Source organism: Methylobacterium sp. Gmos1 (assembly GCF_053764715.1).
Map to the genome: position 1 here is coordinate 382,898 of NZ_JBSNCC010000002.1, position 21,190 is coordinate 404,087.

Genomic DNA, 21,190 nt, shown 5'->3' on the forward strand with positions numbered 1-21,190 from the left:
CCTCAGCGCGGCAGGATGTCGAGGCCGGCGCGGCCGAAGGTCAGCTCGCCGATGTCGCACTCGGCCGCGCTGTCGATGGGAAACGCGACCGCACCGGAAGCCGTGGCGCCGCCGGTGCCGTAGCCGTAGGCGGTGCGGCCCCAGCCGTCCGCCGCCCGCACCGGCCGGGCGCCCGGGCGCGGGGCGGAGCCGACGACGTCGTGATCGAACGGCGACCACATCCGGCAATCGTAGCCGGGCAGGCCGGGGATCACCGGGCCGACGGGCGCGGGCTCGCGGGCTCGCGGCGCGGCGAGCGCCAGGGCCGGCACCAGGGCCGCGGCGATGATGACGATGCTTCGGATCATCCTGCTTCTCCCGCTCCTGCCCGGCTATCCGTGCGATCCGAGATAGCGGGATCGGAGCGGCGCGCCAGCGGGTCACGGCGACGAGAGGTGAAGCCGATGTGTCGGGCGTGACAACCCGGCGAAGTCTCCGCTCGACGATTTCACCATCCACCGCGTCATTCCGGGGCCGCGTAGCTGAGCCCGGAATCCAGAACCGCAGGTGGAAAAGAATCGAACGGAAAGCTGGCCGCTTTATCTTAAGCCGTCCGAGTATCTGGATTCCGGGCTCCGCTTCGCGGCCCCGGAATGACCCGGAGGGTGTCAGATCCGTCGAGACGAACAGGAGAAGGGGACTTCGCGAGGCGGGCATCCGCCTCACCCTACGCGAGCCCAACCCGCAAAAAAATCAATCCCGGCAGGTGATCCGGATCGGACGGTCCGAGGTCTTCACGGCCGGAGCGGCCTCGATCGCGCCGGTATACTCGTCCTGGGCGGCGACGCCGAAGGAGGCCGACTTGGCGTAGCCTTGCGACTCGCACCAGGCATCCGCCACCACCTGGCCGCACTCGCCGCCGGTGGTCAGGCACTCGGCGACGCCGTAGCCGTCGCTGGAGGGGATCAGGAAGGTCTTTTCCACGCCGGGCGTCTGCGATGCGGCCAGCGCCGGCACGGCGACGGAGACCAGGACACCGAGGGCGCTGAGGGCGGCGAGGGAGCGACGCATGGGGCAAACCTTCTGATCGAAGCCGCCGGCATCCGGCTCCGGCCCGACACTGGGCGTGGGTGGTAAACAATCTCTCTACGCATCGTGCGAGCGGGCCCGATTACGCAGGGTCCGGCGAGGGGTTGGCCCCCGCGGCGCCTGCCGTCTCGAATTGCTCACGGATTTGGGCTAACCCGGATCGGTCCCCGGCGGCGTCTCACCCGTGCAACAGGCGGCCGCTTCGGTCGCCCGTGCGGGCGGCGCCGGAGGACGGCGCCGGACGGGACCGAGCCCGATCCGGCAACGACTTAGAACCTCGGCCGGAGCGTTCGACAGCGACCCGGCCCGACCCCGTCCCGCAGGTGTTTCATGGCCTCGCTGTTGCGCCTCTACAACACGCTCTCCCGGGCCAAGGAGCCGCTCCGGCCGATCGATTCGGGCCGGGTGCGGATGTATGCCTGCGGCCCGACGGTCTACGACGCGGCCCATATCGGCAACGCCCGGCCGCTGATCGTCTTCGACCTGCTGTTCCGGCTGCTGCGCCACGTCTACGGTGCCGACGCGGTCACCTACGCCCGCAACGTCACGGACGTGGACGACAAGATCAACGCCCGGGCGGCCGAGCGCGGCATCACCATCCGCGAGCTCACCGACGGCACGCTGGCGCAGTTCCACGACGACATCCGCCGCCTCGGCATCCTGATGCCGGACGCCGTGAATCTGGCGGGCAAGCCCCCGGCGATGATCGAGCCGCGGGCGACCGACCACATCATCGAGATGACGGCGCTGATCGACCGGCTGGTGCGGGCCGGCCACGCCTACGTCGCCGAGGACCACGTGCTGTTCGACGTGCCCTCGATGCCCGATTACGGCGCGCTGTCGCGCCGCCCCCTCGACGAGATGGAGGCCGGCGCCCGGGTCGACGTCGCGCCCTACAAGCGCTCGCCCCTCGACTTCGTGCTGTGGAAGCCCTCGAAGCCCGGCGAGCCGTCCTGGGCCTCGCCCGCCGGCATCGCGGCGCCGGGGCGGCCGGGCTGGCATATCGAGTGCTCGGCCATGGCCTGGAAGCACCTCGGCGAGACCTTCGACATCCATGCCGGCGGCATCGACCTGGTGTTTCCCCACCACGAGAACGAGGTGGCTCAGTCGCGCTGCTGCTTCGGCACCCCGGTGATGGCCAACATCTGGCTCCACAACGGCTTCCTGCAGGTCGAGGGAGAGAAGATGTCGAAGTCGCTCGGCAACTTCGTCACCCTGCGCGAGGTGCTGGCGGACTGGCCCGGCGAGGTCGTGCGGCTCGCCATGCTGCGCACCCATTACCGCCAGCCAATCGACTGGACCCTGCGCGGCCTCGAAGAGGCGAGCCGCACCCTCGACCGCTGGTACGACGCCGCCGGCGACGCACAGCCGGGCCCTGCACCAGACAGCGTGCTCGAGCCGCTGCTCGACGACCTCAACACCCCGGCGGCGCTCGGCGAGGTGCACCGCCTCGACGACCCGGCGCTGCTCAAGGCCGGCGCCGGCCTGCTCGGGCTGCTCGGCCAGACGAAGACCGCGCGCGAGCAGGCGGCGGTCGCGGCCTCCGGGGTCGACGCCGCGGCGGTGGAACGCCTCATCGCCGAGCGCAAGGAGGCGCGCGCCCGCAAGGACTGGCCGGAATCCGACCGGATCCGCGGCGCGCTCACCGCGCTGGGTGTCACGGTGAAGGACAACAAGGACGGGACGACGACCTGGACGGTGGGCCAGTAGGGGGAGGGCGGCATGGGGCCGATCGAGGACGGCCTCGACATCCAGGCTCACCCCGTCGCGCAGAGCGCCTGGAGCGATCCGGCGCTCCACCCCGATCCCGCCCTCGTCCGGGCGATGCGGCGCGACGGCCCGGGGATCCTCACTCCTTGACGGCCGCCGGCCAGACGATCGCCTGCGCCACGATCACGTCCGTGCCGTTGAAGGTGCAGGACGGCGAGCCGTAGAGCCGGTAGCCCAGCGCCAGCGCCTCCGAGATCCGGCGGCAGAAACTGGCGTCGTCCTTGCCGGTGATCAGGCGGTAGGGCAGCCCGTCGTTCGGGGGCTTCGCGTCCGGATTCGTGGGCAAGGTGGGCTCCTCGTGACGTCACACGTTTGATCCCACTCACGACCTCATCCTGAGGTGTGAGCGAAGCGAGCCTCGAAGGAGGGCTCCAGCTCGCTCGGAGACTTCTGGAAGCCTCCTTCGAGGCCGCTGCGCGGCACCTCAGGATGAGGTCGTGAGTGGGAGAGATCGTAAAACTTGCTGCCGCGTCCGGATCGATACCGACCGCGGCAGGTTCCTCCGCAAGCCGTCGCCGGCTTTTAGAACTTCTCCTCGATCAGCGCCTCGGCCTCCGGCCGCGGCGCCGCCTTCCGGACCGCCTCGCGCAGCATCGGCACCACCTGGTCGGGTGCCTCGGTCACGAGGTAGCTGAGGTCCAGTCCCTCGCGGATGAAGCCGGTGCGGCGCATGTGGTCGAGGAGGGCGAGGAACGGCGACCAGAAGCCGGCCACCGAGAGCAGCAGGATCGGCTTGGCGTGCTGGCCGAGCTGCGACCAGGTCATCTGCTCGACCAGCTCCTCCAGGGTGCCGATGCCGCCCGGCAGAGCCACGAAGGCGTCGGAGCGGTCGAACATCAGCTTCTTGCGGGTGTGCATGTCGGAGACCACGATGGTCTCCTGCACGTCGTCGAGCATCCGCTCGCGCGACTTCAGGAAGTCCGGGATGATGCCGGTGACGTGGCCGCCATGGTCGAGCACCGCCCGCGCCACCGTGCCCATCAGCCCGACATTGCCGCCACCATAGACCAGGGCGATGCCGGCCTCGGCCAGGTGGCGCCCTAGCGCCCGCGCCGTCGCCTCGAAGACCGGATCGGTGCCGAACCCCGAGCCGCAATACACGCAAACCGTCCGCATCGAGTCTCCGCACCGTTCGCAGCCGAAACCGGCAAGCCCTATCACAACCTTGCGCCACGCAAGTTTCCGGCCGAGCCGCGCGAGTGAGCGCCGCGTGGTCTCGCCCCGCCAGTCCTGCTACTATGATGGCGATGGCGTGGGCGTGTCGACCGGAGGCGAAAGGTCGCGCGGCCATCGCCCGGGAGGACCCGTGAGCGGGAGTGTTGCGCCATGACGACCGAGTTACGGACGAGCGAGCTGCGCAGGGGCATCGTCCTCGCGGCCGTCGGCCTCGTCGCCGGGTTCGTGCTCATCGGCGTCGCGGCGAGCGGCACGCGGCTGTTCTCGCTCGACGCGCCGGAGACGGCGCCGCATCCGGCGCCGACCGCGCCGGCGCCGCCTGTGACGCCCCTCGCCGCCCTGCCGGCGAAGCCCGAGGCGCCCGCCGCGGCGCGCGACGCGCCGTCCTTCGACGTGATCCGGGTCGAGCCCGACGGGGCGAGCGTGCTCGCCGGGCGCGGCCGGCCCGGGGCCGAGGTCGAGGTCCTGCGCGACGGCCAGCCCTTCGCCCGCACCAAGGCCGACGAGGCCGGCAACTTCGCCCTGGTGCCGCCCGCCCTGCCGCCGGGCAGCCACGAGATCACCCTGCGCAGCACCGCGCCGGACGGCGCCACCGCCGCCGGAAAGGCCAGCGCCGTGGTGGTGGTGGCGCCGGACCGCCGCACCAAGCCCCTCGTCGCCGTGACGGCGCCCGGCCAGCCGACCGCCGTGCTCTCGCTGCCGGAGCCCGCCAAGGTGGAGGCCAGGGCGGAGACGAAGGCTGAACCCAAATCCGCTCCGCCGCCGGTCAAGGTCGTCGGCGTCGATGCCGAGCCGGGCGGGCGGCTCTACGTCACCGCGCAGGGAGCCCCCAAGGCGGACCTGCGGCTCTACCTCAACGACACGCTGGTGGCACCCGGCCAGGCCGGGCCCGACGGCCGCGTCGCCTTCACGATCGGGCGCGGGGTCAAGCCCGGCGACTACCGGGTGCGGATCGACCAGGTCGATCCCGCCTCCGGTGCGGTCAAGACCCGGGCCGAGACCGCCTTCGCGGTGCCGCCCAACCTCGGCCCGGCCGTCACCGGGGCGGCCGAGGCGCCGGCGCGCCAGTCCCTGGTGCGCGGCGCGCCCGCGGGCGGTCCCGTGGTCGCGGTGGCGCCCCCGGCGGCACTTCCGCCGGCGAGCGCTCCCGGGCCGGCGCCGGGCGCGGAGGCGGCCGCGCGCCTCGCCGACCCGGCGCCCGCCGATCCCGGCACGGTGTTCGTGCCCGGCATCAGCACCGCGAAGGTCATCCGCGGCGACAACCTATGGAGCATCAGCCGCCGGGCCTACGGCAAGGGCCTGCGCTACACTGTGATCTTCGACGCCAACCAGGGCCAGATCCGCGATCCCAACCGGATCTATCCCGGCCAGGTCTTCGTGCTGCCGGGCGAGGGGCCGCAGGCGCGGGAGCCGGAGGGCCGCGGCTGATTTCTCGTCAGCCCGCGCGCTGGATCAGCGTCGCGTCGAGGAGGTTGTCGAAGCCACGCTCCTTGAGGCCGATCACCAGGGCGTCGTTGCGCTCCTCGACCACCCGCATCAGCCAGGACGGCGCCGCGAAGCTGCCGCCGTAGCTCTGGCCGTAGAGCTTCGTCCAGCTGCGCACCTCGGTGTAGCCGAAGCCGTGCCGGGCGTAGTCGCCCTCCAGCACGCGCAGGCGGTCGGAGACCTTCTTCCCCCCAACGAGCGCCAGCGCCGCCCGCCACCAGCGCAAGGGCACCATCCCCGCATCGCGGTCCTGTACCCCCGCGAGCGCGGCCCAGTTGCGCCCGGCCGAGGTCAGCACCAGCACGCCGCCGGGGGCGAGCGCGTCGATCATCACGTTCACCGCCCGGGCGAAGAGCAGCGCGTCGAAATGCGTGACCAGCGAGCCGACGAAGATCAGGTCGTAGGCGCCGGGCAAAGGCGCGGAAAAGTCCTTGCTGCTCGCGATCTCGGTCACGCCGAACTGCGCCACCACGTCCGCCACCTTGCGGGCGTCGAGGTCGGCGACCGAGATCTCGGCCTCGGGGAAGAATTTCACCAGGTGGCGCGTCACCCGCCCGCCGCCGCAGGGCAGGTCGAGGATGCGGCGCGGATCGGTGCGCCCGGTCAGGAGCATCGCCTCGGTGACGAGGCGCAGGGCCGAGAGGCCGACGGCGCGGTAATGCGCCCGGCCCTCCGGGGTGTCGACCAGCATGTCGTCGTGGGGCGAGACCGCCGGATCGACGGCCTCGGCCTCGTAGCGGCGCCAGCGCGCGAGGCAGCGTTCGAGCAAAGCAGCCGTCGAATCCCCGCCCCAGGACGGGAGCGCGTGCACGGGCAGCAGGGCCGGCCCGGTGCGCGGGCGCCGAACATCGCGGGAGGACGGGAGCAGCATGGACGATCCGGGCGTGACGAAGGGGGAGGGGACGCGCGAGGCCGGCGCGGCCGGAATGCCGCCGTTCTAGGCGGGTTTCGTCGACGTGTCGCGCGGGTTTCCGCCAAGTTGCAGTGCAAGTTGCCGAGCCGGTCGCAGGGGCCGGGACGGCCCCGCCCGCAGGTCCGGGCCGCGTCGGGCGCGCTGTCCCGTCGTTCGGTCATGGCTTATAGGCAGCCGAAAATCCGTCCGGAACCGGTCCCTTGTCCACTGACTCGAACTCCCCGGCCGAGCCCGAGCGGCCCGGCCTCGTCGCCACCTATCGCCGCCTGTGGCCCTACCTCTGGCCCCATGGTCGGCCCGACCTCCAGCGCCGCGTCTTCACCGCCTTCGGGCTGCTGCTCGTCGCCAAGGTCGTCACGCTGGCGATGCCGTTCACCTTCAAGTGGGCGACCGACGCGCTGGTGGCGGTGGTCGGGGGGAAGGAAGGGTCCGTCCCGACCGGGATCTGGGCCGCGCCGGCCCTGATGATCGGGCTCTACGGCGCCACCCGGATCGCGATGGCGCTCTTGACCCAGGTTCGCGACGGGCTGTTTGCCAAGGTGGCGATGCACGCGGTGCGGCGCCTGGCGCTCCAGACCTTCCGGCACATGCACCAACTGTCCCTGCGCTTCCACCTCGAGCGCAAGACCGGCGGCCTGACCCGGGTGCTGGAGCGCGGGCGCAACGGCATCGAGGAACTCTCGCGCCTGATGGTGCTGACGCTGGTGCCGACCATCGTCGAGTTCCTCTTGGTGCTCGGCACGCTCGCCTACGAGTTCAGCCTGTCCTACTCCCTCGTCGTGCTGGTGATGGTGGCGGCCTATCTCGGCTACACCTACAAGGCCACGGAGTGGCGCATCGCCATCCGCCGGCGGATGAACGATTCCGACACCGACGCCAACACCAAGGCGGTCGATTCGCTGCTCAACTACGAGACGGTGAAGTACTTCGGCGCGGAGGCGCGCGAGACGTCGCGCTACGACCAGTCGATGGCCCGCTACGAGAAGGCCTCGACGCAAACTTACGTCTCGCTCGCGGTGCTGAACGCCGGCCAGGCGGTGATCTTCACGATCGGCATGAGCGTGGTGATGTGGCTCGCCGCCCGCGACATCATGGCCGGACGGGCGACGATCGGCGGATTCGTGCTGGTCAACACCATGCTGGTGCAGCTCTCGATGCCGCTCAACTTCATGGGCATGATCTACCGCGAGATCAAGCAGGCGCTGATCGACATCGACGATATGTTCAAGATCCTGCACCGCAACCCCGAGATCGCCGACCGGCCGGGCGCCGCGCCGCTCGCGATCCGTGACGCGGTGGTGCGGTTCGAGGACGTGCACTTCGCCTACGTGCCGGAACGGCCGATCCTGCGCGGCATCAGCTTCACGGTACCGGCCGGCCGCACGGTCGCGATCGTCGGGCCGTCGGGGGCCGGCAAGTCGACGCTGTCGCGCCTGCTGTTCCGGTTCTACGAGCCGCAATCGGGCCGCATCACGGTCGACGGGCAGGACATCGCCTCGGTGCAGCAGGATTCCCTGCGCGCCGCGATCGGCATGGTGCCGCAGGATACGGTGCTGTTCAACGACACGATCGGCTACAACGTCCGCTACGGCCGCTGGGAGGCCTCCGAGGAGGAGGTACGGGAGGCCGCCCGCCTCGCGCAGATCGACCGCTTCATCGCCGCCCTGCCGGAGGGCTACGACACGCCGGTCGGCGAGCGCGGCCTGAAGCTCTCGGGCGGCGAGAAGCAGCGCGTCGCCATCGCCCGCACCATCCTGAAGGGACCGCCGATCCTCGTCCTCGACGAGGCGACCTCGGCGCTCGATTCCTTCACCGAGCGCGAGATCCAGGACGCCCTCGACCGGGTCAGCCAGGGCCGCACCACGCTGGTCATCGCCCACCGTCTCTCGACGGTGGTTGGCGCCGACGAGATCATCGTCCTCGACCAGGGCCGCATCGCCGAGCGCGGCACCCATGGGGCGCTGCTGGCGCAAGGCGGCGTCTACGCGGCGATGTGGAACCGCCAGCGCGAGGCGGATGCGGCCCGCGAGGCGCTGAAGCGGGTCGAGGCAGAGGAGGGCGCGAGCCTGCGCACGCACCTGGAGCCGGGGGTGATCCCGGGACCGGTGGCGAAGGAGCCCGAGCCGGCCTCGGTGTCGTGAGGCGAAGCCCCACGCCCTTCTGACGATTGACGTGGGGCCACGCGCCTGCCATCCGCGGGCGCTGAACCCGGGCGCGGTCGCGACCCGGCGACAAGACCCGAGGACGCACCCGAGGACTTATGACCGACCTGTTCGAGACGATCCGCCGCGTGCTGGTGCCGATCCACAAGGAGGGCTATCCCTTCATCGCGATCGGCATCGTGCTGACGGTGCTCGCCGGCACCTTCGTGCAGTTCCTCGGCTGGATCTTCCTGCTGCTGACGCTGTGGGTCTGCTACTTCTTCCGCGACCCCGAGCGGGTCGTGCCGGTCGGCGACGGCCTGGTGATCTCGCCGGCCGACGGGCGGGTGAACCTCATCAGCACCGTGCTGCCGCCCTCCGAGCTCGACCTGCCCTCGGTGCCGATGCTGCGGATCTCGGTGTTCATGAACGTGTTCGACTGCCACGTGAACCGGGTCCCGGTCACCGGCCGCATCGACCAGGTCCACTACACCCCGGGCCTCTTCCTCAACGCCGAGCTCGACAAGGCGAGCGAGGACAACGAGCGCAACGGCCTCGTCATCGAGACGCGCCAGAACGGCGAGCCGGTGCGGATCGGCGTGGTGCAGATCGCCGGCCTCGTCGCGCGCCGCATCGTCGACTGGGTCAAGCCCGGCGACGACCTCACCGTCGGCGACCGGTTCGGCCTGATCCGCTTCGGCTCGCGGGTCGACGTCTACCTGCCGGCGGGCACCCGCGTGCTGGTCGGCCTCGGCCAGAAGGCCGTGGCGGGCGAGACCGTGCTCGCCGACCTGCGCGGGACCGGCCCGGTGCGGCAGTTCCGCCGCACCTGACGGGGGGAGCCTGAGATGGACGACCTCTTCCCGCCCTTCGCGCCGGAGCCCGACGAGCCCAAGTCGGTCGAGACGAAGTCGCGCCGGTTCAAGGCGGTGCCGTTGCGGCTGATCATCCCCAACATGATCACCCTGATGGCGGTCTGCCTCGGGCTCACCGCCGTGCGTTTCGGCTTCGAGGGCAAGTTCGAGCCGGCGGTGATCGCGATCATCGCCGCCGCGGTGCTCGACGGCGTCGACGGGCGGGTGGCGCGCCTGCTCAAGGGCACCTCGCGCTTCGGCGCCGAGCTCGACTCGCTCGCCGACTTCGTCAATTTCGGCTGCGCCCCGGCGCTGATTCTCTACAGCTTCGTGCTGCACAACCTGAAGCAGCTCGGCTGGATCGTCGCCCTGATCTTCGCCATCGCGATGGCGCTGCGGCTCGCCCGCTTCAACGTGATGCTGGACGATCCCAACCGGCCGGAATGGAAGAAGGACTTCTTCGTCGGCATGCCGGCCCCGGCCGGCGCGCTGACGGTGATGCTGCCGCTCTACCTCCACTTCCTCGGCTTCGAGATGGCGCCCGGCCTCGCGCCGGTGGCGCTGATCTACACGCTGGTGATCGCCCTGATGGTGATCTCCACGGTGCCGACCTTCTCGGGCAAGACCGTCGGCAAGCGCGTGCCGCGGGAATACGTGCTGCCGATCTTCGTCGTGACGGTGGCGGCGTTCGGGCTGCTGATCAGCTTCCCGTTCGAGATCCTGGCGCTCCTGAGCCTCGGCTATCTCTGCGCGATCCCGATCGGCGCCAACCAGTACCGGCGGAAAGCCAAGGCCGAGGCGGCGCAGGGTCCTGCGCTGCCGAGCGACGAGGCGCCGGTGGGCTGAGAGCCCGTTCGATCGCTCACGCCCATCGATCCGGCACATGCGCCGCCACCTCTCCGCGTCATCCCGGGTTCCGCTGCGCGGCCCCGGGACGACACCGAGGAAGTCGGTTCGGCCCGCCGGATCGAACGGGGCAGTCCTGGCGATCGGCGCTACAGGTCAGGCCCGCCGCGCCACGATGAACAGCCGCGGAAACGGAAGCAGCACCCGCCCGTCCCCTTGTGACGGATAAGCCTGGCGCAACGCCTCTTCGTAGCGGGCGAGATAATCGGCCCGCTGCTCCGGATCGAGCGGCGCCAGGAACGGCCGCAGGCCCGTCGCGCGCACCCACTCGACGATGCCGCGGTGCCCCTGCATCGGGTGGACGTAGGTGGTGCGCCACAGATCGACAGTGCAGCCCGCCCGCGACAGCCAGGCATCGTAATCCTGGAAGCTTCCGAGCGTGGTGCGGGCGCCGGCGGCGCCGGCGAGCGCCGCGCGGAACGGCGGCTCCCCCGCCACCTCGCGCATCAGCCGGTGCGACGGCTCGTCGAGGTTGTCGGGCATCTGCACCGCGAGGCAGCCGCCCGGCGCCAGGAAGCCGGCGAGGCGCGGCAGCAGGCGCGCGTGGTCCGGCAGCCATTGCAGCACGGCGTTGGCGAAGATCAGGTCGGGCGCGGTGTCCGGCTCCCAGGCGGCGAGGTCGGCCTCGACGAAGGTGAGGGCGGGCAGGGTGCGGCGCGCCTCCTCCAGCATCGCGGGCGAGGAATCGAGGCCGGTGATCGCGGCCGCGGGGAAGCGCGCGGCGAGGAGCGCGGTGCTGTTGCCGGGCCCGCAGCCGAGGTCGACCGCCCGGGCGGGGGCGGCGGGCGGCACCCGCGCCAGGAGGTCGGCGGCCGGGCGCGTGCGCTCGTCGGCGAATTTCAGGTACTGGCCCGCATCCCAATCCGCCATCGGACGACTCCCCCTCGCGCGGTCGCGCCCCAGCTTGACGATGTGGGCGCGCTCCGAACCGGCGCCCGCGAGGAGATCCGACATGCTCGAGGAATTCAAGAAGTTCGCCTTGCGCGGCAACGTCGTCGACCTCGCGGTCGGCGTGGTGATCGGCGCGGCCTTCGGCGCCATCGTCACCTCGCTGGTGCAGGACGTCATCATGCCGACGGTCGGCGCGATCACCGGCGGGCTCGATTTCTCGAACTACTACCTGCCGCTGTCGTCGAAGGTGCAGACCGGGCTGGCCTATGCCGAGGCCAAGAAGCAGGGCGCGGTGATCGGCTACGGCCAGTTCATCACCGTGGCGCTCAACTTCCTGATCGTCGCCTTCGTGCTGTTCATGGTGATCCGGGGAATGAACCAGATGGTCCGCCGCGAGGAGGTCGCGAAGGAGGATCCGGCCGACGTGAAGCTCCTGACGGAGATCCGGGACCTGCTGGCGGCGCGGCGGTGAGACTGCCCGGCCGGTCGGCGCCGGGCAGGTCGGGATCTGCGCATCCGTCCCCACCGCGCAGGATCATCCTGGGGCCGCGAAAGCGGAGCCCGGAGTGCTGAAGGGTCGGTCCAGAACCGGTGGTGGTTCAGGATCAGGCGGAGACCGTCGCGCCTCCTTTCGGAAGCACCGGGGTCTCTGGGGTCCGGGCTGCGCTTTCGCGGCCCCGGACTGACCCGGAGGGCGTCGCCTGCGTCGAGTCGATCAGAGTGAGCTCTCACCGCCTCCCCGGCAGCTCGTTCAGGATGTCCTTGATCGCGTCCTCTACCGCCTCGCGGCCGGTCTCGTGCGCCTTGAGGCGGCCCTCGAGCCGGCGCAGCTGCGGGGTGAATTCCGGCGGCAGGCTCGGATCGCCGAGGTAGTCCGGCTTCGCGGCCTCGGCGTTGTAGGCCGAGCGGAGCTGCTGCCCGAGGTGCTCGCGCACCGGCTGCGGCAGCGCGGCGTCGTGGTTCTCGTGCGGGTCGGAGGGCATGGGATCCGTATTGCTGAGGTTTCGTGGCGCGATGGCTAATCCATCCGGGCCTTCAGTGAAGTAGAACGACGATAGGGCCGGTTTCGTTGCAGGCGACGACGTCGTGCCGGGTGAGGAACGGCGTGCCCCGACAACGAAAAAGCCCCGGCGCAGGGCCGGGGCTCTTCGGTCGCGAGGGCCGCGCCGCCCGGGAGACGGCGCGCTCGCAACTCTCAGAAGTCTTAGTCGATGACCTGCACGATGCGGCGGGTGCCCGGATCGACCAGCACGACGCGGTCGTTGACCACGGTGTAGCGGCGGCCGCGGATGCCGTAATCGGCCGGGACCTCGTAGTAGCTCACGCCCGAGGAGGGCAGCACGGTGCCGACGCGGACGTCGCCGTCCCAGTCGTACGAGCGGTGCTGGCGCACGGCGTAGGAGCGGAAGCGCGGACGATCGTCGACGCCGAGCAGGCCGCCGACGGCACCCGTCGCGGCACCCACGGCACCGCCGACGATCGCGCCGACCGGGCCGGCCGCATCCGCGCCGTCCTCGGCGCCGCGCTGGGCGCCACCGATCAGGCCCTGCGCGTGGGCGGCCATCGGCAGGGACAGGGCGAGGGCGGCGGTGGCCAGGAAGGTCTTGGTCTTCATCGGATCGATCTCCGTTTCGTCCAGTCCACCCCGGCGAGCGGGGCAGCTCTTCGGGGGGAGTAACGTCGCCGTGGGCGAAACGGTTCAATCGTGATGGCCGAAAAATTCCGGTTAAACCCCGCAGGAGTACGTGTCGCGAATCACGCGTCCTTCGGCATCGCCGACTGGATCAGCCGGTCGGTGCCGAGATCTTCCTCGTCGTAGCCCAAGAGCTCCGCCAGGCGGCCGCGGGCGCGGCTGACGCGGCTCTTCACCGTGCCGACCTTGCAGCCCATGATCGCCGCCGCCTCCTCGTAGGAGACGCCCTCGGCGCCGACGAGGACCAGGGCCTCGCGCTGGTCCGGCGGGAGCTTCGCGAGCGCGCTCTGCAGGTCCTCGACGTCGAGCCGGTCGCCCTGGTGCGGCGCGGTGGCGAGCCGCGCGGCGTAGGAGCCGTCCTGGTCCTCGACCTCGCGCACCCGCTTGCGGTGATCCGAGTAGAAGATGTTGCGCAGGATGGTGAACAGCCAGGCGTTCAGGTTGGTGCCGGCCTGGAACCGGGCCCGGTGCTGCCAGCCCTTCAGGAGCGTGTCCTGCACCAGGTCGTCGGCCCGGGCCGGGTTGCTGGTGAGCGACAGCGCGAAGGCGCGCAAGGACGGTACCGCCTGCAAGAGCCCGTCGCGGAATTCCGGCAGGACGACCTCGCCCTGCGCCTTGAGCGCCGCCTCCAGGCGCGCGACGAGCTCGGCGAACCGGTTGTCCGGGTCCTCGTTGCCCAGGGCCTCGTAGGTCGCCCGGAGCTGCGTGCCGAGATGCGACCGGATGCTGGCCGACAGGCCGGGGCGATCCTCGGCCGACGGATTCGGGGCGGTGTCTCGCGTCATGGCTCTCGCGTCTGCCTGCCTGAAGGAAGATGGGCCCGGGGGCCGCGACCGGAAAGGGCGAGCTTAGCGAGAAACACGCCGGAACCGATAGGGCCGCGGCGTCACGGGGGAGCGTCAGCCGCCCGCGCCAGCCCCGGTCTCGTCGCCGTCCGGCACGCCGAGGCGGAAGGCCAGCACCTCGCCAGGCGCCAGGTCGGTCCAGCGCTCGTCGCGGGTGAGCGGGCGGGTCGCCACCACGGTGACGATGTCGTCGGGCGTCGTCTCCTGCGCGAAATCCACCCGCCAGTCCTCGTCGATCAGGGTCGCGGTGCCGAACGGCGCCCGGCGGGTCAGGGTGCACAGGCGCTTGCCGCAATGGGCGTAGAGGGTGCGGCTGTCGGAGAGCAGCATGTTGAAGACGCCGAGCCCGTGCAGGTCGGCGCAGAGTTCCCGCACCGCCCCGTCGAGGCGGGTGGGCTTCGGCAGCGTGCTCCAGCGCTCCTCGAGCCTCCCCAGCATCCAGCAGAAGGCGTGCTCGCTGTCGGTGGTGCCGACGGGCTTGAAGCGGCCGAGCTTCAGGTGCTTCACCCCCTTGAGCTGGCCGTTATGCGCGAAGGTGAAGGTGCGGCCCCACAACTCACGGCTGAACGGATGGGTGTTCTCCAGCGCCACCCGGCCGCGATTGGCCCGGCGGACATGGGCGATCACGATTCGGCTCTTGATCGGGTATTGCCGCAGCAGCCGGGCGATCTCCGAGCGCGCGCTCGGCTCCGGATCGTGGAAGCTGCGGCAGCCGCGGCCTTCGTAGAACGAGATGCCCCAGCCGTCCTGATGCGGCCCGGTCTCGCCCCCGCGGCGCGCGAGGCCGGCGAAGCTGAAGCGGATGTCGGTCGGGACGTTGGCGCTCATGCCGAGCAATTCGCACATGGCGGGGACTATAGGGCTCGGGCGGTGAGCGGGGAGTGAACGGCGAGCCTCACCGTATGTCGGCAAGCGGTGCCGCAGTACCGCGGGACAGGTTCAGGCGGCGCTCAGGTCGAGATGGGCCGAGACCGTCGAGACCGCCAGCGCGACGGATCGGCCCGCCCGCTCCACCAAGCCGGCGGCATGGAGTGCAGCCACGTCATCGTGGACGCGGCGGTAGGGACGACCGAGCGCCACGGCCAAGGCGTTGACGGAGGTAGCCGGCCCGTCCGCGGCGAGCCGCTTGAGCAGCGCGATCCGGGCGGGCGAGAGCGTCGCCACGAAGGTGTCCCAATTCTCGAAGGTGAGGCCGTGGGCCGACGGGACGCCCTCTCCGCGCTCGGCCTTGTGCCAAGCGTCGATGAAGCGATGTCCCATATCCTCGGCCGAACCGCCGATCCGGATCTTCAGGTCGTCCGTCATATCGTTCCTCCGCGAAGGGCGCGGACCTCCTCGAGAAAATCCTTCATCAGCTTCTCGACAGAAACGAATCGGTAGGGTGTCTCGACATTGCCGCGGTGAACGTGATCGCCCTTTCCGGCTTCGTTGTCGTAGGCAACGATTCTGTGTCCCGGTCGCCCGTAATAGAGGGAGTACTTTAGCGGATGAGCCGATCCCGGGACCCGTTTCGCATCGGGCAGCATCCAGAGCTTGGCCTGTAGAATCGCCCCATCCTGGTAAACCCGCTTCTCGGAGAAGAGCAGAACAGCCTTCGCCATATGACGTTATATGTCATATGGCTTGGTTTCCATCAAGCGTTGGTGTCCGCTGAACGGAGCGGCGATCATGCCGACAGATCCACGCCCGGTTGTTCGGACGGGCTTTCCGATCCCGCATGACCCTAAGTGCGCGTCAAGTAGTCCACCAGCGTCATCGTGAACAGGATCCCGACCCAGAAGAAGCCGATGCCGGCAAACAGCTTGACCAGCGGCGGCTCGTGGCGGACCTCCATCGAGAACACCAGGATCGTCGCCACCATCACGGCGGCGACCAGCAACTCGACGATCCAGACATGGGCGAAGGGGAGGGTGGCGCCTAAAGCCACGTTGATCCCGAGCAGCACCAGGAGCGCGCCCGCGGTCAGGACCGGCTCGCGCATGTGCTGCCAGAGGATGCGGCGCTCGTCGCTGGTGCCAAACAAAGGCGAAACTCCTACCGGTTGAGCACGTAGAGGGTCGGGAAGGCGAGGATCCAGATCAGGTCGATGAAGTGCCAGTAGAGCCCGAAGATCTCGATCCGGTTCTGGTGCAGGCTCAAGAAACCCGGCCGGCTCGCCTGCCAGGTCATCACCATGAGGATGGTGATGCCGGTCATCAGGTGCAGGCCGTGCAGCGAGGTCGCGACGTAGTAGAGGTTTACGAACAGCCGCGAGGGGGGCGAGTCCTTCAGTTCGTAGGGCCGGTCGGTCAGGAACGGCATCATGTGCTCGTGGTAGTCGGCGTAGTATTCGTAGCCCTTGAGCACGAGGAACAGCGTGCCGAGCGCGGCGGTGGCGAGCATGAAGCGCACCATGCCGCGCTGCCAGCCGAGGCGCGAGAGCTGGATCGCTCCCGACATCGTCAGGCTGGAGCCGATCAGCACCACGGTGTTGACCGCGCCGATCCAGAACTTGAGGTGGCGCGCCGCCTCCTGGATCGCCTCCGGATGGCGCAGGCGCAGGATCAGCGCGGTGAGGAACAGGCCGGCGAAGAGCAGCAATTCGGTCAGCAGCCAGGCCCACATCCCGAGCACGGCGGCGCGCTTCTGCTGCTCGACTGTGGCGAAGTGCGAGACGAGCTTGACGCCGACGGGGGTCTCGGTGGCGCCCGCGCTCACGAGTGCTGCCTCCCGGTCTCCTGGGCCTGGAGCGGGTAGTCGTACGGCACCTTCGGCGCCACCGGCTCGGTGAGGAAGTTGTGGGCCGGCGGCGGCGAGGCCACCGTCCATTCGAGGCCCCTGGCGTCCCAGGGATTGGCCGGCGCCCGCTTCCCGAACCAGATCGAGTAGACAAGGTAGACCATCGGGAAGATGTAGCCGACAGCGAGGATGGTCGATCCCGCCGAGGACAGGATGTTGAGGAACTGGAATTCCGGCGGATAGACGTGGTAGCGCCGCGGCATCCCGAGATAGCCGAGGATGAATTGCGGTAAGAAGGTGACGTTGAAGCCGATGAAGATCAGGAAGGCGGAGATCCGGCCCCAGGCCTCGATATACATCCGCCCGGTGATCTTCGGCCACCAGAAATGCAGGCCGCCGAGGAAGGCCAGCACCGTGCCGCCGACCATGATGTAGTGGAAATGCGCCACGACGAAGTAGGTGGCGTGGACGTGCTGGTTGATGGCTAGCGTCGCGAGGTAGAGCCCGGTGAGGCCGCCGAGCACGAACAGCCCGATATAGCCCATGGCGTAGAGCATCGGCGTGTCGAGCTTGAGCGACCCTTTGTGGATCGTCGCCGTCCAGTTGTAGACCTTGACCGCCGAGGGCACCGCGACGGCGAAGCTGAGCACCGAGAACGCCACGCTGGCAAAGTCGCTCTGCCCGTTGACGAACATGTGGTGGCCCCAGACGAAGAAGGTCACCGAGGCGAGCCCGATCGCCGCGTAGGCGACGAACTTGTAGCCGAACAGCTTCTTCTGCGCGAAGGCCGGGACGATCTCGGAGATCACCCCCATGCCCGGCAGGACCATGATGTACACGGCCGGGTGCGAGTAGAACCAGAACAGGTGCTGGAACAGCACCGGGTCGCCGCCGTAGGCGGGGTCGAACACCCCGATATGGAAGGCCCGCTCGGCGATGAGCAGGATCAGCGCCACGGTGATGACCGGGGTGGCGAGCAGGAAGATCAGGCTGGTGGCGTAGTGCGTCCAGACGAAGATCGGCAGCCGGAACCAGGTCATGCCCGGCGCCCGCATGGTGTGGATCGTCACCACGAAGTTGAGGCCGGTGAGGATCGACGAGAAGCCGACGATAGTGACGCCGATCAGCGCCGGCACCACCCAGGTGTTCGAGAAGGCGGTGGAGAGGGGCGTGTAGAAGGTCCAGCCGGTATCGACGCCGCCCAAGACCACGCTCGCCAGCGTGAACAGCGCCCCGGTCATGAACACGTACCAGGAGGCGAGGTTCAGCTTCGGGAAGGCGAGGTCCCGCGCGCCGATCATCAGCGGGATCAGGAAGTTGCCGAAGGTGGCGGGGATACTCGGGATCAGGAAGAACCACACCATCACGACCCCGTGGATCGTGAACAGCTTGTTGTAGGTGTCGTTGGTGAAGACCTGCCCGTCCGGCACGACGAGGGCGAGGCGCACCAGCCCCGCCGTCACCGCGCCGATGACGAAGAAGGCGGTGATGCTGGCGAGATACAGGAGCGCGATGCGCTTGTGGTCGGTGGTGAAGAACCACGAGCGCAGGGTGTGCTCGGCGTGCAGGTAGTCCGAGCCGTGGCCGAGGCGGGAATCCGGGGTGTGGGGGTCGCGCAGGGCTGGCCCGTCGGTGATGGTGCCGCTGGTCATTGAACCGGACCTCCTGGCATGGTGTCCTGCTGCGCCGTCGCCCCCGAACTCTTCAGGTAGGCGACGAGACGGTCGAGGTCGTCGGGTGGGATCACGTTGCGGAAGGCCGGCATCACCTGCTTGTAGTCGGCGGCGAGCTTCTGCCGGTTCGGATTGAGGATCTTGTCGCGCAAGTAGGTCTCGTCGGCCGTCACCGTGCGGCCGTCGGCGAGCTTGACCTCGCGTCCGTAGAGGCCGGCGAGCGAGGGTGCCCGCACCTTGGCGCCGGGATCGTGGCAGGCGCCGCAGCCGTAGGATTCGTAGACGACGCGGCCGGCGCCGGCCTGGCCGCCCTGGTTGGCGCCGGCGTTCTGGAGCCAGGCGGCGTAGTCGGCCTGGGTCATCAGGGTCAGCGTCCCGTCCATCTTCGAGTGGTCGGTACCGCAATATTCCGAGCAGTACAGCCGGTAGCTGCCGGTGCGGTCGGCCTTGAACCACATCTCGGTGTAGCGGTCGGGCAGGGTCGCCATCTGCATCCGGAACACCGGGAAGTACAGGTTGTGGATCACGTCCTGGCTGATCATCCGGATCTTGATCGGCTGGCCGATCGGCAGGTGCAGGTCGTTGATCTCGGACTGGCCGGTCGGGTGCTGGAACTTCCACATCCATTGCCGGCCGATCGCCTCGACCACCATGGCGTCGCCCGGCACCTGCTTCGAGATGAAGAACAGCCGGGCGCCCCAGACGAAGAAGATCAGGGTGAGCAGGAACGGGATCAGCATCCAGCTGATCTCGATCAGCACGCTGCGGGTGTTGCCGTGGCTGCGGTCGGCCGCCTCGCCCTGGCGGTAGCGGATCGCGAACCACGTGATGGCGACGAAGACCGGCACCGTCAGCAGCAGCGTCAGGACCGTGAAGGCGAGGATCAGCCAGTCGGTCTCGACCGCCGTCGCGGAGGCGGCCGGCGGCCAGAGCTGGAGCGCGAGGTCGGTCGGGTTCATCGAACGGGGGCTCCGCCTTCGGGCGGGAGGGGCGCCGAGGACTCGAGGGCAGAGGGATCGAGGGCAGAGGGATCGAGGGACTTGCCGGCGATCAGCCGCATCGCGCGCTCGACCGGGATGCGGGCACGCCCGTCGGGGAGGGGGGCGTAGGTCGTCGTCTGCGCCCTGTCCCGCGCCTCCTGGCGGGCGAGGTCCTCGTAGGGCGCGCCCTGGAGGTTGGGCGGCGGCGGCTGCACCTTCGCGGTCTGCTGCGGCGTCAGCGGCGGGGTGGCGCTGACGTGCCAGGCGCCGAACAGGTGCATCATCAGCCCGACCGCGCCGATCGCAGCGGCGACGGAGGCCGCCAGCCCCGCCACCACGAAGGTGGTGCGGCGGACGTCGACGTCCTCCTCCTCGAACCCTTCCGGGTTGTGCGGGCCGTGATCGGGCTCGGGCGGTGCGGCCGGCTTGAGGCCGGAGAGGCGCACGAGGCCCGCCGCGGCGACGGCCGAGAGCATGGCGAAGGGGCCGGGCCTGGAGATCGGATCGCTCACGATGCCTGCCCCCGCAGGCGGCGCTCGACCGGGCCGTAGAGGCCGCCGGCGACGCCGACCACCCCGATCAGCGCCAGCGCGTCGGCCCAGGTGAAGCGGAAGGCGCCGCGAAAGCCCGGCGTGACGAGCCAGAAGATCTCGGCCCCGTGCAGTAGCAGGATCAGGAGGGCGATGCCAGCGAGCAGAGCCGGCCGGCCGGCGGTGCGCCGCGGCACCAGCACGAGGACGGCGAGCACCATCACGCCGATCGCCGCCCACAGGCCGAGGCGGCCGAGCGCGCCGTCGCGGGCGAGATACCAGCGCGCCTCCTCGGGGAGGTTGGCCGACCACACGGTGAGGTACTGCGCGGCGTGGACGAAGCCCCAGATCGCCAGCAGCACCAGGATCGGGTCGGCGAAGGCGGCGGCGGTGCGCTGGTCGCGCCCCGGCCGGCCGGAGGAATCGCGCGCCGCGATCAAGGCCGCCGCCGAGAGGGCGAGGCCCGCCTGGATCGTCATCACCAGGAGGCCGAAGGCCGTCGAGGCGAGGCCGGGATCGGCCGATTGCACCCAGTCCTCCGCCGCCAGCGTCGCCGTGACGATGGTGAGGATCAGGCCGAGGACGGCGCGGCTGCGGCGGCGCGCCGCCGCCGGGGTGCCGGGCTCGGCGGCCGGGCGACGGAAGATGTCGGCGAGCCAGAGCCAGACGGCGAGGTAGGCGAGGCTGCGCAGGATGAAGAAGACGGGGGTGAACCACGCGGCCGCGAACGCCGTGCGCGGGGGAACGCCGCGGTCCCAGGGGTAGAGGCCGCCGAGGCTGAGCAGCACCGGCAGCAGCAGCAGGCCGGCGATCGGCAGGAGGCCGAGCAGGCGGCGCAAGGACGCGGCCATCGGGCCGGCGGCGAAGCCCGCGAGTTCGAGCCCCATCAGGAGCGGCAGGGCGCCGACCGGCAGCGCCACCAGCACCAGCCAGGCGGCGAGGTAGGACGGCATCACCGGGGTACCGGAGGCGCCCGCGAGCGCGCAGGCCGCGAGCGCCGCCACGCCAAGGGCGAGCGAGATCGGGCGGCGGCTCATCGCGGGTCCCTCGCCTTGGTCTGTCGCGACGCGGCCGCAACCGCGTCCCGGTCCTCCGCCGGCAGGCTCGCCAGCGTCGCGCCCTGGCTCAGCTGGAGCGCGCGGATATAGGCGACGATCGCCCAGCGGTCGGCCGGCGGCACCTGCGCGGCGTAAGGGAGCATGTTGCCTTTGCCGTTGCTGATCACGTCGTAGAAGGCTTGAGCCGGCGCCTCCCGCAGGCGGGCCTCGTCGAAGGCGGGCGGGCGCGGATAGCCGCGCTGCACGATCAGCCCGTCGCCGTGGCCGGCGCCGCCGTGGCAGGGGGTGCAGAACACGTCGTAGCGCTCCTGGCCCCGCGCCAGCAGCTCCGGGCCCGCGGAGGCCGGCTGCGGCACCGGCCGGTCGGGGCTCTTGCGCGCCACGGTGCCGGGGGGCGGCAGCCGCATCGTCTGACCTTGCGGGAAGAACGGGTTCGCGTCCCAGGTCTTGGACTTGGGCTGGCTCACCATGTTGGCCTGGTCGCAGGCC

At 70.2% G+C, this 21,190-nt stretch carries 26 protein-coding genes; 7 read left to right on the plus strand and 19 right to left on the minus strand.

Annotated features, from left to right (window positions below; genetic code table 11):
- Window positions 1-2: 2 nt before the first annotated feature.
- Together ACS5PV_RS04885 and ACS5PV_RS04890 are read right to left on the minus strand one after the other, a co-directional pair.
- The gene (locus ACS5PV_RS04885) at window positions 3-347 is read right to left on the minus strand and encodes a hypothetical protein (RefSeq protein WP_455394239.1); all 345 of its coding nucleotides are present in this window, start codon (window positions 345-347) and stop codon (window positions 3-5) included.
- A gap of 385 nt (window positions 348-732) precedes the next feature.
- Window positions 733-1,050, minus strand: a complete 318-nt coding sequence (locus ACS5PV_RS04890; protein ID WP_455394240.1) for a hypothetical protein — start codon at window positions 1,048-1,050, stop codon at window positions 733-735.
- Between the two features lie 348 nt (window positions 1,051-1,398).
- On the opposite strand from ACS5PV_RS04890, the gene cysS reads away from it, so the two are divergent.
- Window positions 1,399-2,778: a cysteine--tRNA ligase gene (gene cysS, locus ACS5PV_RS04895; protein ID WP_455394241.1), complete on the plus strand. Its 1,380-nt coding sequence runs from the start codon at window positions 1,399-1,401 to the stop codon at window positions 2,776-2,778.
- 12 nt (window positions 2,779-2,790) lie between these two features.
- Complete coding sequence (locus ACS5PV_RS04900; protein ID WP_455394242.1) at window positions 2,791-2,928, plus strand: hypothetical protein; 138 nt, start codon at window positions 2,791-2,793, stop codon at window positions 2,926-2,928.
- Here ACS5PV_RS04900 and ACS5PV_RS04905 read toward each other — a convergent pair.
- Together ACS5PV_RS04905 and ACS5PV_RS04910 are read right to left on the minus strand one after the other, a co-directional pair.
- A complete protein-coding gene (locus ACS5PV_RS04905; protein ID WP_455394243.1) occupies window positions 2,918-3,124 on the minus strand; it encodes a DUF1737 domain-containing protein in 207 nt (68 codons plus the stop codon). The two genes, ACS5PV_RS04900 and ACS5PV_RS04905, sit on opposite strands and share 11 nt — an antisense overlap.
- A gap of 236 nt (window positions 3,125-3,360) precedes the next feature.
- The gene (locus ACS5PV_RS04910) at window positions 3,361-3,954 is read right to left on the minus strand and encodes an LOG family protein (protein WP_455394244.1); all 594 of its coding nucleotides are present in this window, start codon (window positions 3,952-3,954) and stop codon (window positions 3,361-3,363) included.
- A 210-nt stretch (window positions 3,955-4,164) separates the two neighbouring features.
- Here ACS5PV_RS04910 and ACS5PV_RS04915 point away from each other — a divergent pair, with 210 nt between their 5' ends.
- Complete coding sequence (locus tag ACS5PV_RS04915; RefSeq protein ID WP_455394245.1) at window positions 4,165-5,442, plus strand: LysM peptidoglycan-binding domain-containing protein; 1,278 nt, start codon at window positions 4,165-4,167, stop codon at window positions 5,440-5,442.
- A 7-nt stretch (window positions 5,443-5,449) separates the two neighbouring features.
- On the opposite strand, the gene ACS5PV_RS04920 is transcribed toward ACS5PV_RS04915, so the two are convergent.
- Window positions 5,450-6,370: a class I SAM-dependent methyltransferase gene (locus ACS5PV_RS04920; protein WP_455394246.1), complete on the minus strand. Its 921-nt coding sequence runs from the start codon at window positions 6,368-6,370 to the stop codon at window positions 5,450-5,452.
- Window positions 6,371-6,612: 242 nt separating this feature from the next.
- Between ACS5PV_RS04920 and ACS5PV_RS04925 the strand changes: the two genes are divergently transcribed.
- The 3 genes from ACS5PV_RS04925 (at window position 6,613) to pssA (ending at window position 10,253) form a co-directional block, all read left to right on the plus strand.
- Entirely contained in the window at window positions 6,613-8,553 is a 1,941-nt protein-coding gene (locus ACS5PV_RS04925; protein WP_455394247.1) for an ABCB family ABC transporter ATP-binding protein/permease, read from the plus strand.
- Between the two features lie 119 nt (window positions 8,554-8,672).
- Window positions 8,673-9,386: a phosphatidylserine decarboxylase gene (locus ACS5PV_RS04930; RefSeq protein ID WP_455394248.1), complete on the plus strand. Its 714-nt coding sequence runs from the start codon at window positions 8,673-8,675 to the stop codon at window positions 9,384-9,386.
- A 15-nt stretch (window positions 9,387-9,401) separates the two neighbouring features.
- A complete protein-coding gene (gene pssA / locus ACS5PV_RS04935; RefSeq protein WP_455394249.1) occupies window positions 9,402-10,253 on the plus strand; it encodes a CDP-diacylglycerol--serine O-phosphatidyltransferase in 852 nt (283 codons plus the stop codon).
- A gap of 156 nt (window positions 10,254-10,409) precedes the next feature.
- Here pssA and tam read toward each other — a convergent pair whose 3' ends face one another.
- Window positions 10,410-11,183 carry a trans-aconitate 2-methyltransferase gene (gene tam, locus ACS5PV_RS04940; protein ID WP_455394250.1) on the minus strand — a complete coding sequence of 258 codons (774 nt, stop codon included), beginning with the start codon at window positions 11,181-11,183 and terminating at the stop codon, window positions 10,410-10,412.
- 82 nt (window positions 11,184-11,265) lie between these two features.
- Between tam and mscL the strand changes: the two genes are divergently transcribed.
- Window positions 11,266-11,676 carry a large conductance mechanosensitive channel protein MscL gene (gene mscL / locus ACS5PV_RS04945; RefSeq protein ID WP_455394251.1) on the plus strand — a complete coding sequence of 137 codons (411 nt, stop codon included), beginning with the start codon at window positions 11,266-11,268 and terminating at the stop codon, window positions 11,674-11,676.
- A 256-nt stretch (window positions 11,677-11,932) separates the two neighbouring features.
- Here the strand turns inward: mscL and ACS5PV_RS04950 are convergent, their stop codons facing one another.
- The 13 genes from ACS5PV_RS04950 to ACS5PV_RS05010 all read right to left on the minus strand — a co-directional run bounded on the left by ACS5PV_RS04950 (window position 11,933) and on the right by ACS5PV_RS05010 (window position 21,171).
- Window positions 11,933-12,187 (minus strand): hypothetical protein, encoded by a 255-nt coding sequence (locus tag ACS5PV_RS04950; protein ID WP_455394252.1) that lies wholly within the window; start codon window positions 12,185-12,187, stop codon window positions 11,933-11,935.
- A gap of 221 nt (window positions 12,188-12,408) precedes the next feature.
- A complete protein-coding gene (locus ACS5PV_RS04955; RefSeq protein ID WP_048453743.1) occupies window positions 12,409-12,819 on the minus strand; it encodes a DUF1236 domain-containing protein in 411 nt (136 codons plus the stop codon).
- 140 nt (window positions 12,820-12,959) lie between these two features.
- Window positions 12,960-13,682 carry a sigma-70 family RNA polymerase sigma factor gene (locus ACS5PV_RS04960; protein WP_455394253.1) on the minus strand — a complete coding sequence of 241 codons (723 nt, stop codon included), beginning with the start codon at window positions 13,680-13,682 and terminating at the stop codon, window positions 12,960-12,962.
- 114 nt (window positions 13,683-13,796) lie between these two features.
- On the minus strand, window positions 13,797-14,588 hold the full coding sequence (locus tag ACS5PV_RS04965; protein ID WP_455394254.1) for a class II glutamine amidotransferase: 792 nt from the start codon (window positions 14,586-14,588) through the stop codon (window positions 13,797-13,799).
- A gap of 93 nt (window positions 14,589-14,681) precedes the next feature.
- Window positions 14,682-15,047, minus strand: a complete 366-nt coding sequence (locus tag ACS5PV_RS04970) for an HVO_A0114 family putative DNA-binding protein (protein ID WP_455394255.1) — start codon at window positions 15,045-15,047, stop codon at window positions 14,682-14,684.
- Window positions 15,044-15,343 carry a toxin-antitoxin system TumE family protein gene (locus tag ACS5PV_RS04975; protein ID WP_455394256.1) on the minus strand — a complete coding sequence of 100 codons (300 nt, stop codon included), beginning with the start codon at window positions 15,341-15,343 and terminating at the stop codon, window positions 15,044-15,046. The genes ACS5PV_RS04970 and ACS5PV_RS04975 overlap by 4 nt, the downstream gene beginning before the upstream one ends.
- 122 nt (window positions 15,344-15,465) lie before the next feature.
- Window positions 15,466-15,765 (minus strand): oxidase, encoded by a 300-nt coding sequence (locus ACS5PV_RS04980; protein WP_455394257.1) that lies wholly within the window; start codon window positions 15,763-15,765, stop codon window positions 15,466-15,468.
- An 11-nt stretch (window positions 15,766-15,776) separates the two neighbouring features.
- Complete coding sequence (locus ACS5PV_RS04985) at window positions 15,777-16,439, minus strand: cytochrome c oxidase subunit 3 (RefSeq protein WP_455394258.1); 663 nt, start codon at window positions 16,437-16,439, stop codon at window positions 15,777-15,779.
- Window positions 16,436-18,112: a cytochrome c oxidase subunit I gene (locus ACS5PV_RS04990; protein WP_455394259.1), complete on the minus strand. Its 1,677-nt coding sequence runs from the start codon at window positions 18,110-18,112 to the stop codon at window positions 16,436-16,438. Before ACS5PV_RS04990 ends, ACS5PV_RS04985 begins: the two co-directional genes overlap by 4 nt.
- Entirely contained in the window at window positions 18,109-19,092 is a 984-nt protein-coding gene (gene coxB / locus ACS5PV_RS04995; RefSeq protein WP_455394260.1) for a cytochrome c oxidase subunit II, read from the minus strand. The genes ACS5PV_RS04990 and coxB overlap by 4 nt, the downstream gene beginning before the upstream one ends.
- Window positions 19,089-19,625 carry a hypothetical protein gene (locus ACS5PV_RS05000; RefSeq protein ID WP_455394261.1) on the minus strand — a complete coding sequence of 179 codons (537 nt, stop codon included), beginning with the start codon at window positions 19,623-19,625 and terminating at the stop codon, window positions 19,089-19,091. Before ACS5PV_RS05000 ends, coxB begins: the two co-directional genes overlap by 4 nt.
- Window positions 19,622-20,680 carry a hypothetical protein gene (locus ACS5PV_RS05005; RefSeq protein ID WP_455394262.1) on the minus strand — a complete coding sequence of 353 codons (1,059 nt, stop codon included), beginning with the start codon at window positions 20,678-20,680 and terminating at the stop codon, window positions 19,622-19,624. Before ACS5PV_RS05005 ends, ACS5PV_RS05000 begins: the two co-directional genes overlap by 4 nt.
- A complete protein-coding gene (locus ACS5PV_RS05010; RefSeq protein ID WP_455394457.1) occupies window positions 20,677-21,171 on the minus strand; it encodes a c-type cytochrome in 495 nt (164 codons plus the stop codon). The genes ACS5PV_RS05005 and ACS5PV_RS05010 overlap by 4 nt, the downstream gene beginning before the upstream one ends.
- Window positions 21,172-21,190 lie beyond the last annotated feature (19 nt).

Coding starts and splice junctions, on each gene's coding strand:
- ACS5PV_RS04885 (WP_455394239.1), bottom strand. CDS start 347: ATGATCCGAAGCATCGTCATCATCGCCGCGGCCCTGGTGCCGGCCCTG.
- ACS5PV_RS04890 (WP_455394240.1), bottom strand. CDS start 1,050: ATGCGTCGCTCCCTCGCCGCCCTCAGCGCCCTCGGTGTCCTGGTCTCC.
- cysS (WP_455394241.1), top strand. CDS start 1,399: ATGGCCTCGCTGTTGCGCCTCTACAACACGCTCTCCCGGGCCAAGGAG.
- ACS5PV_RS04900 (WP_455394242.1), top strand. CDS start 2,791: ATGGGGCCGATCGAGGACGGCCTCGACATCCAGGCTCACCCCGTCGCG.
- ACS5PV_RS04910 (WP_455394244.1), bottom strand. CDS start 3,954: ATGCGGACGGTTTGCGTGTATTGCGGCTCGGGGTTCGGCACCGATCCG.
- ACS5PV_RS04915 (WP_455394245.1), top strand. CDS start 4,165: ATGACGACCGAGTTACGGACGAGCGAGCTGCGCAGGGGCATCGTCCTC.
- ACS5PV_RS04920 (WP_455394246.1), bottom strand. CDS start 6,370: ATGCTGCTCCCGTCCTCCCGCGATGTTCGGCGCCCGCGCACCGGGCCG.
- ACS5PV_RS04930 (WP_455394248.1), top strand. CDS start 8,673: ATGACCGACCTGTTCGAGACGATCCGCCGCGTGCTGGTGCCGATCCAC.
- pssA (WP_455394249.1), top strand. CDS start 9,402: ATGGACGACCTCTTCCCGCCCTTCGCGCCGGAGCCCGACGAGCCCAAG.
- tam (WP_455394250.1), bottom strand. CDS start 11,183: ATGGCGGATTGGGATGCGGGCCAGTACCTGAAATTCGCCGACGAGCGC.
- mscL (WP_455394251.1), top strand. CDS start 11,266: ATGCTCGAGGAATTCAAGAAGTTCGCCTTGCGCGGCAACGTCGTCGAC.
- ACS5PV_RS04950 (WP_455394252.1), bottom strand. CDS start 12,187: ATGCCCTCCGACCCGCACGAGAACCACGACGCCGCGCTGCCGCAGCCG.
- ACS5PV_RS04955 (WP_048453743.1), bottom strand. CDS start 12,819: ATGAAGACCAAGACCTTCCTGGCCACCGCCGCCCTCGCCCTGTCCCTG.
- ACS5PV_RS04960 (WP_455394253.1), bottom strand. CDS start 13,682: ATGACGCGAGACACCGCCCCGAATCCGTCGGCCGAGGATCGCCCCGGC.
- ACS5PV_RS04965 (WP_455394254.1), bottom strand. CDS start 14,588: ATGTGCGAATTGCTCGGCATGAGCGCCAACGTCCCGACCGACATCCGC.
- ACS5PV_RS04970 (WP_455394255.1), bottom strand. CDS start 15,047: ATGACGGACGACCTGAAGATCCGGATCGGCGGTTCGGCCGAGGATATG.
- ACS5PV_RS04975 (WP_455394256.1), bottom strand. CDS start 15,343: ATGGCGAAGGCTGTTCTGCTCTTCTCCGAGAAGCGGGTTTACCAGGAT.
- ACS5PV_RS04990 (WP_455394259.1), bottom strand. CDS start 18,112: ATGACCAGCGGCACCATCACCGACGGGCCAGCCCTGCGCGACCCCCAC.
- coxB (WP_455394260.1), bottom strand. CDS start 19,092: ATGAACCCGACCGACCTCGCGCTCCAGCTCTGGCCGCCGGCCGCCTCC.
- ACS5PV_RS05005 (WP_455394262.1), bottom strand. CDS start 20,680: ATGAGCCGCCGCCCGATCTCGCTCGCCCTTGGCGTGGCGGCGCTCGCG.
- ACS5PV_RS05010 (WP_455394457.1), bottom strand. CDS start 21,171: ATGGTGAGCCAGCCCAAGTCCAAGACCTGGGACGCGAACCCGTTCTTC.